We start from the raw sequence: 7,384 nt of genomic DNA, 5'->3' as shown, positions 1-7,384 counted from the left end.
CGCGCGCAGCGCGGCGATGGCGGCCTCTCCGGTCAGCGCCTCGATCCGGCGCACGCCGGCGGCCGAGGCGGATTCGGCGGTCAGCGCGAAGGCGCCGATATCGCCGGTGCGGCTGACATGGGTGCCGCCGCACAGCTCGATCGACCAGGTCTTGCCATCGGTGCCTTTGCCGGTCTCGGCGCGGCCCATCGACACCACCCGCACCTCGTCGCCGTATTTCTCGCCGAACAGCGCCTGCGCGCCGATGGCCCGGGCATCGTCGGGGGTCATGATCCGGGTCACCACCGGGCTGTTCTGGCGGATGAAGGCGTTGACCTCGCGTTCGACCTTGTCCAGCTCGGCCCGGCTCATCGCCTTGGCATGGCTGAAATCAAAGCGCAGCCGGTCCGGCGCGTTCAACGAACCGCGCTGCGCCACGTGATCGCCAAGCGCCTCGCGCAGCGCCTCGTGCAGCAGGTGAGTGGCCGAGTGATTGGCGCGGATGGCGCCCCGGCGGCGGTGATCGACCTCCAGAGCCACCGGCGTGCCCTTGCCAAAGCTGCCGCGGTCGATGGTGACCTGATGGGCAATTACCGCGCCGCCGGCCATGCGCTGGGTATCGGTGACGGTGGCGATGTCATCCTCGTCCTCGAGCCGGCGCAGCCAGCCGGTATCGCCGACCTGGCCGCCGGCCTCGCCATAGAACGGCGTCTGGTTCAGCACGATCCAGCCGCTGTCTCCGGCCGACAGCGTGTCGACCACGGCGCCATCCTTCAGCAGCGCCAACACCTGGCCCTCGGCGGTTTCGGTCTCGTAGCCGAGAAAATCGGTGGCGCCGTGGGTTTCGGCGATGTCGAACCAGACCGAAGCATCCGCCGCCTCGCCCGAGCCCGACCAGGCGGCGCGCGCCTTGGCCTTCTGTTCGGCCATGGCGGTGTCAAAGCCTTCGGTCTCGACCGTGCGGCCCTGTTCGCGCAGCGCGTCCTGGGTCAGGTCCAGCGGAAAGCCGTAAGTGTCATACAGCCGGAACGCCGCCTCGCCCGGCAATGCGGCGCCCTCGGGCAGCCCGGCCAGTTCGTCATCCAGCAGCTTCAGCCCGCGGTCCAGCGTCTGCTTGAACCGGGTCTCTTCCAGCTTCAGCGTCTCTTCGATCAGCGGCTGCGCGCGCGCCAGTTCGGGATAGGCGGCGCCCATCTTGCGCACCAGCGCCGGCACCAGCCGGTGCATCAGCGGATCGGTGGCGCCCAGCAGATGCGCGTGGCGCATCGCCCGCCGCATGATGCGGCGCAGCACATAGCCGCGCCCGTCATTAGAGGGCATCACCCCGTCGGCCAGCAGGAAAGAGGTGGAGCGCAGGTGGTCGGCAATCACCCGGTGATGGGTCTTGCCCGGCCCGTCCGGATCAGTCGAGGTGGCCTCGGCGCTGGCCTCGATCAGTGCGCGGATCAGGTCGGTGGCATAATTGTCATTGGTGCCCTGCAACAGCGCCGCCACCCGTTCGATACCCATGCCGGTATCGATCGATTGCGCCGCCAGTTCACGCCGACTGCCATCCTCGAACTGCTCGTATTGCATGAAAACGAGGTTCCAGATCTCGACAAAGCGGTCGCCATCCTCTTCCGGGCTGCCCGGAGGGCCGCCCCAGTACTTGTCGCCGTGATCGAAGAAGATCTCGGTGCAGGGGCCGCAGGGGCCGGTGGGGCCCATCATCCAGAAATTGTCATTGGTGGCGATGCGGATGATCCGGTCTTCCGGCACGCCAGTCTTTTTCCAGATCTCCGCCGCCTCGTCATCGGTGTGATAGACGGTGACGTAAAGCCGCGACTTGTCGATGCCGTATTCCTTGGTCACCAATTCCCAGGCAAAGGGGATGGCGTCGGATTTGAAATAATCCCCGAACGAGAAATTTCCCAGCATTTCGAAGAAGGTATGGTGCCGGGCGGTATAGCCGACGTTGTCCAGGTCGTTATGCTTGCCGCCGGCGCGGACGCATTTCTGCGCGGTGGTGGCGCGCGTGTAATCACGATGTTCGACCCCGGTGAACAGGTTCTTGAACTGAACCATCCCGGAATTGGTGAACATCAGCGTCGGGTCGTTGCGCGGCACCAGCGGCGAGCTGGCCACGACCTCGTGGCCGTTCTTGGCGAAATAGCTCAGAAACGTGGACCGGATATCGTTCAGCGTGGGCATGTGGGTCAGGCTCTGTCTTGCGGTTTGCGCCGGTTTATCCCCCCGCCCCTGCCCTGTCCACAGGAAGCCGGGCGGCAAGCCCGGAAATGACAGGGGGCGCGCCAGCCGGCCCGCCCCCTAAGTGTTTCGCCTCTGCCCCTTGGGTGGCAGCGTCAGGCTTCGAGGATGTCCTCGTCATCGCCCTCGTTCATGTGGAAATCCAGCCCGTGCGAGGCGCGGATCTTGTCCTCGATCTCCAGCGCGGTGGCGGTGTTCTCCTTCAGGAACCGGCGCGCATTCTCGCGCCCCTGGCCGATGCGTTCATCGCCATAGCTGTACCAGGCGCCGGATTTCTCCACCACGCCGGCGGCAACGCCGAGGTCGAGCAATTCGCCGGTTTTCGAGATGCCCTCGCCATACATGATGTCGAATTCCACCTGCTTGAACGGCGGCGCCACCTTGTTCTTGACCACCTTGACGCGGGTCGCGTTGCCGACAATCTCGTCACGGTCCTTGATCGAGCCGATGCGGCGGATGTCCAGCCGCACCGAGGAATAGAATTTCAGCGCGTGACCACCGGTGGTGGTTTCCGGCGAGCCGAACATCACCCCGATCTTCATGCGGATCTGGTTGATGAAGATCACCATGCAGTTCGAGCGGCTGATCGAGCCGGTCAGCTTGCGCATCGCCTGGCTCATCAAACGGGCCTGCACGCCGACGCTGCTGTCGCCCATATCGCCTTCGAGTTCCGATTTCGGGGTCAGTGCCGCCACCGAATCGACCACCACCATGTTCACCGCGCCCGAACGCACCAGCGTATCGGTGATTTCCAGCGCCTGTTCGCCGGTATCGGGCTGCGAGATCAGCAATTCATCCAGGTCGACACCCAGCTTCTTGGCATATTGCGGGTCCAGCGCATGTTCGGCATCGACAAAGGCGCAGACGCCGCCGCGTTTCTGCTGTTCGGCCACGCAATGCAGCGTCAGCGTGGTCTTGCCCGAGCTTTCGGGGCCGTAAATCTCGATGATCCGGCCCATGGGCAGGCCGCCGATTCCCAGGGCGATATCCAGCCCCAGCGAGCCGGTCGAACTGGCCGCGATCTCCTGAATTGCGCCGCCGGCGCCCAGCTTCATGATCGAGCCCTTGCCGAATTGCCGCTCGATCTGGGCCAGGGCGCTGTCCAGGGCCTTTTGTTTATCCGCGCTTTTCTTGTCGGTCATGGTCAAGAGATCCGCCATTGTCCTGTATCCTCTTCTTATTGTCACACCCGTTGCCGGGCGGCAATCGCTGCTTTGTTCGCCTCTTGTTCTCAATAAGATCAAAAGGAGAACATTTCAAATGGAATCTTGTCTCCCACTCTGTCCGGGGATTGGTTAAGAACTGGTTTAACCCGGTGGGCGCGGTGCCGGCGGGGATCACGGCGGGAGTGGATATGCTGGTTTTTTTCAAGGAGCGCCTGGTGTTCCTGGCGGTGCCCAAAACCGGCAGTACCGCCTATCACTCGGCGCTGGCAGCGCGGGCCAGCCTGGTGATCACCGACCCGCCCGAGCTGAAACATGCGCCGCTTTACCGCTATGACCGCTTCATTCGCCCGATCTATGACAAGATCTGCAACGCCGAGTTGGAAACGCTGGCGGTGGTGCGCGAACCGGTCAGCTGGCTGGGCAGCTGGTATCGTTACCGCCAGCGGCCCTTCCTGCAGGGCAAGCCCAATTCAACCGCCGGGATCAGCTTTGACGCGTTCGTGCTGGCCTATCTGAAAGGTGATCGCCCGGCCTTTGCCGATGTGGGCAGCCAGGCACGGTTTCTGCAGCCGCGCCCGGACGGCGCCCCGGTCACGCATCTGTTCCGCCATGACCAGCCCGAGCGGCTGGACCACTTCCTGGCCGAACGCCTGGGCGGCGCGGTGGAAACCCGGCGCGAGAACACCTCGCCGGTTCAGGAACTCGAGCTGTCGCCGGGAGTGGAAAAACGCCTGCGGCGCAAATGTGCGGCGGAATTCGATCTGTACGAAAGCGCCGGTTGAGCGGCGGGACTCTCTGAAAATTCCCGGCAAAAACCGGCGACGAACTGGGCTCATCGCCTTGCGTCAGCCGGTTAATGCAATTGCCGGTGCACCGTCTCGGTCAACTGGCTCAGCGAAAACGGTTTCGGCAGGAAGACCGAGTTCGGCACTTGCGGCGGCCGGTCGCCAAAGGCGCCTTCGGCATAGCCCGACACGAACACAACCCGCACGTCGGGGCGCGATTTCAGCGCCTGGCGCACCCAGGTCGGCCCGTCCATCCCCGGCATGATCACGTCGGTGACAAAGACATCCACCGCCAGCGCCGGATCCTCCAGCGTTTCCAGCGCGTCTTCGGCGGATTCCGCCTCCAGAACGGTATAGCCCCGCAGCCTCAGCGCCCGCGAGGCAAAGGCGCGCACCGGCGCCTCGTCCTCGACCAGCAGTACCACGCCTTCGCCGTGGCGCGGCAGCGCTGGCGGGGGTGTCATCACCGCGGCCGGCCTGTCCTCGTGCTCGTTGGCATAGATCGGGAAATACAGCGTAAAGGTGGTGCCCTCGCCCGGCGTGCTGTCGACGAAGATAAAGCCGCCGGATTGCTTGATGATGCCATAGGCGGTGGACAGGCCCAGCCCGGTGCCTTCGCTGGTATGTTTGGTGGTGTAAAACGGCTCGAACACCTTGGGCAGCTTGTCGGTCGAGATGCCGACGCCCTCATCGGCGACCCGCAGCAGCAGGTAGTCGCCCGCCGGCACGCTGGCGCGGTCGCGCGCCAAGGGTTCGGCCAGCGTCACCGCCTCGGTCTCGATCCGGATCTCGCCGCCATCGGGCATCGCGTCGCGGGCATTGACCACCAGGTTCATCAGCACCTGTTCCAACTGCCGCTTGTCGGCGCGGATCGGCCGCAGCACCGGGTCATGGGTCAGCGTCAGGGTCACCTTCTCGCCCACCAGCCGGTTCAGCAGATGGGTCAGGTCGGACAGGATGTCGCGCAGGTCCAACACCTCAGGCCGCAGCGTCTGCTTGCGCGAGAAGGCCAGCAGCTGGCCCACCAGCGCGGCGGCGCGGTTGGCATTCTGGTTGATCTGCACCAGGTCGGCGTAATCCTGGTCGCCCTGGTCGTGACGCAGCAACAACAGGTCGCAATGCCCTGAAATCGCGGTCAGAAGATTGTTGAAATCATGCGCCACGCCACCCGCCAGCTGGCCGATCGCCTGCATCTTCTGGCTTTGCACGAACTGCGCCTCCAGCGATTTCAGTTCGGTCGCGTCATTCAGCACCGCAATCAGGAAATATTCGCCATTCTCGGTGATCCGGGTCAGCGTCACCTGGACGAATACCTCCTTGTCGTCACGCACAAGCCGCAGGAATTCCGAGCTTTGCCCGGCCTGGCCGCCGGTGGTGTCGGTCAACCAGTCGGCAATCGGGCGTCCCAGCCCGCGCATCACCTCGCCCAGCCGGGCTTCGCCGCCGCCGGGCAGCGCCAGCAGCTGTGTCGCCTGACGGTTGGCCAGCAGGATCCGGCCCGCCGCGTCCAGCTTGAGCAATGGAACCGGCAGCAATTCGAACACCGACTCATGGCCGCGCCCGCCGGTTTCGGTCAGCGGCAACAGGTACAATTCGCGCCGCCCGGCGGTGCGGGTCTGCTCGGTCACCACCACATCGACCGGGCCGTCGGCGCCGGTGACCGTGTTCAGCGCACCGAGGCGGACCGGCAAGGTGGCAAAGACCGACTCGATGGTTTTGCGGCGTTCACCGGTCAGCCGCCGCGCCGCCTCGTTCATGAACAGCACCGCTCCGGCGCGGCCCACCGTCAGGACCGGCACCGGCAGGGTTTCCAGCGTGCCACCGGCCTGCAGCCGTTCGGGCAGGTCCTCGACACGCCAGAGAAAGCGCCCGTCGCCCAGGCCGTGGACGGAAACGCGAAGATGCCCGCGCCGGGTGACCAGATCCTCGCGAGCCGCCCCGTCCTGGACGGCGCGGCATTGCAGGCGGTAGAGCACCGCCGAGGGGCTGGCAAAGACCCCGCTGAGCGTGCGGGCAAGATCGGCGCCGGGCGCGGCGCGCAGCCGCTGTTCGGCCGCACCGTTGCGGGCCAGGATCCGCCCCTCGGCATCGGTGGCCAGACAGGGCGCACAATCACCGCCGATCATCTGTTCCAGACGGCGCAGCCGCCGGGTTCGTAACAGCGCGGCAAGCCCGGCCAGGACCCCCATGACGATGACGGTCAGCGCCAGGGTCAACCCCACCGCCAGCAACGCCCTGCCCCAATGACCGGCCAGGTCCAGCAGCCAGCCGCACATGACCAGGGCGGCGGCGGCCAGCGCGATCGCCAGCCCCCGCGCAGGGCCGCGCGGCGGACCGCGCGGGTCCGGCACGTTGATGGCTAGGCGGCTGAGCATCGGCGGCTCCTGACAGCATCACCGCGCCAGTCTCACCGCAAATTGGTTAAACAGTGATTAACAGGGAAACAGGCGGGTGGTCAGGCCTGCCGCAGATGGGCGGAAAAGAACCCGTCGGTGCCACCACAGACCGGCCAGCTGTGCGCGAAACCTGCGGCAAACGATGAGTTTTGCACGGTAAACCACTCTATCTGTTTGGTGTTTTCCTCACTCAGAACCGAGCAGGTGGCATAGGCCAAGACGCCTTTACCAGTCAGAAGCCCGGCCGCGCGGCGCAGGATCGCGCGCTGGGTGGCCTGCAATTCCGCCAGCCGTTCCGGGGTAAGCCGCCATTTCGCCTCGGGCGCACGACGCCACGAGCCGCTGCCGGAACAGGGCACGTCGCACAATACCAGGTCGAACCGGCCGGCCTGCGCCAGGGCATCCGGGTCCAGCAGGCGCACCTGCACCCCGGCCCGTGCCGCGCGGGCCGGAAGGTCGCGCATCCGTTGCGGTGCGGCGTCATGGGCGAACAGAACCAGCCCGCCCCTCGCTGCCATCGCCAGCGTCTTACCGCCGCCGCCGGCGCAGAAATCCAGCACCCGCATTCCCGGCGCCAGCGGCAGCGCATCCACCACCGCCTGCGAGGCGGCATCCTGCAACTCGACCAGCCCCTGCGCATAGGCGGCGCTGTTGCGCAGCTTGCGCGCGCCCTCGGTCACTTCCAGCGCGGTGGGTGATGCCGGATGCGGCCGGCAGGCAATGCCCTCTTGCGCCAGTTGCGAAATCGCCGCGTCGCGCGACAGCCGCGCGGCGTTGACCCGCAAGTGCACCGGCGCGCGGTGGCGCAGCG

5 protein-coding genes are annotated in these 7,384 nt (G+C 65.9%); 1 reads left to right on the top strand and 4 read right to left on the bottom strand.

All coding sequences use genetic code 11. From position 1 onward, the window contains the following. Together alaS and recA are read right to left on the bottom strand one after the other, a co-directional pair. A partial coding sequence (gene alaS, locus CVM52_RS21945) for an alanine--tRNA ligase (protein ID WP_100164516.1) occupies positions 1-2,169 on the bottom strand: 2,169 nt, incomplete at its 3' end. Between the two features lie 152 nt (positions 2,170-2,321). Next, positions 2,322-3,386 (bottom strand): recombinase RecA, encoded by a 1,065-nt coding sequence (gene recA, locus CVM52_RS21940; RefSeq protein WP_100164515.1) that lies wholly within the window; start codon positions 3,384-3,386, stop codon positions 2,322-2,324. 194 nt (positions 3,387-3,580) lie between these two features. Between recA and CVM52_RS21935 the strand changes: the two genes are divergently transcribed. After that, a complete protein-coding gene (locus CVM52_RS21935; RefSeq protein ID WP_100164517.1) occupies positions 3,581-4,174 on the top strand; it encodes a gamma-glutamyl kinase in 594 nt (197 codons plus the stop codon). A 71-nt stretch (positions 4,175-4,245) separates the two neighbouring features. Here CVM52_RS21935 and CVM52_RS21930 read toward each other — a convergent pair whose 3' ends face one another. Further along, the gene (locus tag CVM52_RS21930; protein ID WP_100164514.1) at positions 4,246-6,552 is read right to left on the bottom strand and encodes an ATP-binding response regulator; all 2,307 of its coding nucleotides are present in this window, start codon (positions 6,550-6,552) and stop codon (positions 4,246-4,248) included. Positions 6,553-6,632: 80 nt separating this feature from the next. Further along, the coding region (locus CVM52_RS21925; RefSeq protein ID WP_133119934.1) for an RsmB/NOP family class I SAM-dependent RNA methyltransferase at positions 6,633-7,384 on the bottom strand (752 nt) is incomplete at its 5' end.

It is taken from the genome of Pseudooceanicola lipolyticus, from assembly GCF_002786325.1.
In the GTDB taxonomy this organism is placed as follows: Bacteria; Pseudomonadota; Alphaproteobacteria; order Rhodobacterales; family Rhodobacteraceae; genus Pseudooceanicola_C; species Pseudooceanicola_C lipolyticus.
The sequence above is the reverse complement of the archived record's forward strand: the minus strand, read 5'-3'. Positions and strand labels throughout refer to the sequence as shown.